2 protein-coding genes are annotated in these 3,281 nt (G+C 53.3%); one reads left to right on the top strand and one right to left on the bottom strand.

Translation table 11 applies throughout. The features are described from left to right. Window positions 1–477: hypothetical protein (locus OCV66_RS15385; protein WP_262564898.1), on the top strand; the 477-nt coding region annotated here is incomplete at its 5' end. A gap of 47 nt (window positions 478–524) precedes the next feature. On the opposite strand, the gene OCV66_RS15380 is transcribed toward OCV66_RS15385, so the two are convergent. After that, the coding region (locus OCV66_RS15380) for a hypothetical protein (protein WP_262564896.1) at window positions 525–3,281 on the bottom strand (2,757 nt) is incomplete at its 5' end.

Genomic DNA, 3,281 nt, shown 5'->3' with positions numbered 1-3,281 from the left:
CGGCTGGAGGCGCGTGTGGAGGGCATCGTGGTGGACACGTTCGGGGACACGATCGATCGGGAGATGCTCTCAGAGGAGCTTGCCGCCGAGCTGGACGCAAAAGCGACCCAGACCGCGCTCTCTGATGAAGCGGGAGCGCGTGTCCAATCGGATAAGGCCCTTGCCGACCGTTTAACGGCTAACGAAACACTGACCGCACAGAAATGTGAAATTTACTGCGGCAGTTATGCCGGAAGCTGGGACGGGGATTACAGCCATAGTAATACGAAAACCGTTTCTCTCGGCTTTCAGCCGAAAGCGGTTATTATTTCCTCGAGCAACGCGAGCAATATTGCCGGTTACGGCGCAACACTGGCACATATCGCGGTGGAGGATGCGGCGTCGCCATATGTTTCGATCACAAGTACCGGTTTTCAGGTAAGCCGCTATATGAACCTTTCGGCCAATGGTCCATTCCGGTATGTTGCGCTGAAATAGGGAAAACCCCCTCGAAATTCCGAGGGGGTTTTTTCCACCTTTAAAGATTACTGAACATCCTTAATCTCAGTAGCAGTCAGGGTAATCGCCTTGCCTGCCTTGATATCGTTTTCTGTCACAGTATACTCAAAAGTGATTTCGGTTGTAGAGCCGCCAGCCTTATTCTGGAGCTTGGTGCCGTTGGACAGCGTCAACTCATACTTAGCAGCCGTTCCACCATTATCGATGTTCGTGCCCGTTACAGTAATGGTAACCGTATCGTCTTTCGCTTTTGCCGCGGCCGCCGCAGCGGTCACAGCCATGTCCTTAGTAGTAGCCGTGGCACTGTCCTGCTTCAGATTAGCAGTCTCTACCGCCGCTACACCCACGTTTACCTTGGTGAAGGTGATATCCGTAATGTTAACGGAAACCTTAGCATCAGCAGTATCCACATCAGCAATAACAATGTCAGCAGTGTTGCCCGGCTTCAGGGTAATGTTCTGCGTGGTTTTGTATCCATCCACATCGATAGATGCTTTAGCAGTAGCTTCCGCGAAATCGCCTTCGACCGTCAACTGGACATGAACTTCCTTATCGCCAGAAACGTACTTGGAGCCTGCGCCAGTGATGATATCCTTATCCTCAACAGAGATTTCAGCATACTTGGTGCTGTAGTCGCCCTTCTCCTGAGTTTCGCCGCTGTCATCGCCGCTCTCGTGGCTCTTGCCGTCGAACGCGCCAGTGGTATCAACAACCAGAACCTTCAGGTCAACATCATCGTTGCCGTTTTCGTCAACCTGGAACATCACGTTGGAGGAGTAAGCAGTCTGATCGTTGCTGTCAATGTACTTCTCAGCCTTGGCCATCGCAGACGTGCCGTAGACGAAGTCCACGCCGATCTGGTCATCCTCGTCCGCAGCGGAGTCAACGAACAGGACAGCGGTGTCCGCGGTTACGTTGAACTTCTTGTTATCAACGCTGATGAACTTGGTGTCCGTGCTCTGGTTGCCGCCATAGTAAACGGTACCGTCATTACCGAAAGATGCCGCACCCTTAACCGCAGTCTGCTTGGAGGTATCAACATCCGCGATCTTGGCGACCTCGCTTACGTCGCTGATAACGTTGTCGGAGTTGATCGCGGAGTAGCCGATCAGCGTACCCTTAGCGCGAGCAGTCGCGTTCTCTTCGATAACGTCAACATACTCGTTGTCAGTCGTCCAGATCGTGTAGGAAGCATTGCCGTCCTTGTTCTGGCCGTTGTTGGTGACAACATATGCGTAGTTGTCGAAAGACTCGCCGCTGATGGTCATATCGTCGGTCTTGACAGTGATCATCATCGCACGGTTGAGACCGTTCTTGTCCTTCGTGAATACCGCGCCGGCTTCCTTAGAGGTAGCCAAATCATTGGTATTCAGCGCGTTATACTGCTTGCCGGTCAGCATCTTGGAGCGGCCGTTGCCGTCATACAGAATAACCGCGGCGGAATCATCCACGGTATAGTCCTTAGTGCTTACGGTTACCTTATCATTGCTCGGATCGGCCGTGCCGGTACCAACATAGAGGTAGCCATTGTACTTGATGGTGTCGATTGCCTCGAACTTCATCGAAGTATCCGAGCCGGAAACCTTGTAAGCCTTACCAGCCGAGCTGGAACCCAGGGTGACCTTGGTGTTGTCGGAGATGGTAACCAGCTTGGAGGTGCCGTCGAAGTAGCGGATACGGACCTGATCGCCGTTGATCGTGCCGTTGCTGACTACGACCGCAACGTTGGTCGGGAAGCCGCCTTTGCCGTCGTCGGACTTGATCTTAACGATCACGCCATTGACAACATAAGCCTTGACGGAGTCGCCGTTGGAAACATCCGAAGCGTTTTCGTCGGAAATGTTGTACCAGGTGCCGTCCAGCTTATACTGCTTGTAGTCGCCGTTGATCTTGTCATTCTTGTCGCGGGAGCCGTCCAGTGTGGTGCTGATGATATCAGCCTTGACAACATCCTTGCAGTCCTCATACAGGTTCGCGGAAACAACCGCCCAGTCGTCCTGCTCGATGTCCTCGTCGATGTTTTCGTCCTCGAACTTGTAGGTCTTGGAACCAGCGGTGATCTTATCGGAAGAAACGTAAGTCACTTCGCCGACCAGCTTCTCGAATACGATAGCGGTATCGATCTTGCCGTTGCCGTTCGCATCGACGAAAGTTACCTCGTCGGTGGACAGGTTGCCGTTGGACTCATTTTCGTTGAGTGCAGCGCCCTTGTCGAAATAGTCAAGAGACTGAGCCTTTTCCGCCTGCGCGCCGTCTACGCTGATAAAGGTAGTGGCGATCTTGGTGCCGTCGATCGAGTAGGACTTGCCGCCGAACTTAATCTTAGCGCCGTCCTTTTCAACGCCATTCATCAGGGTGGTGTAAACCGTGTTGTCCGAGATGGAATAGACGCCCAGAACGTTGTTGGTCTTTTCATCCTTGAACATGACCTTGACCTTCTGGCCCAGCAGGCTGGTGTAGTCCTCAGAAACCTTGGTAAAGGTCACATCGTCGTATCGGGCGATCTTGTGGTAGTTGTCGGAATCGTAGCTTTCGTCCAGCTTGATGGTCAGGGAGTCACGATCGATGGAGATCAGGGTACCGACATCCGAGGACAGGCCCATGTAAGCCTTACCAACGGTCTCCTTGACGCCGCCGTTGAGGATGTCGTCAAAAGACTGAGAATCGTTGGACCACTTGACACGGTTAGTATCCAAGGTGTTGTAGATCATCTGCGCGGCGTACTGACGCGGCAGGCCCTGCTCCAGGCCGGAGTTGACGTCGTCCAGCAGGCCGGCGGAGCC

Origin of the sequence: Agathobaculum ammoniilyticum (genome assembly GCF_025567315.1) — a bacterium.
GTDB classification, from domain to species: domain Bacteria; phylum Bacillota; class Clostridia; order Oscillospirales; family Butyricicoccaceae; genus Agathobaculum; species Agathobaculum ammoniilyticum.
Note: the sequence above shows the minus strand (reverse complement) of the source record. Positions and strands in the feature narration are given on the sequence as shown.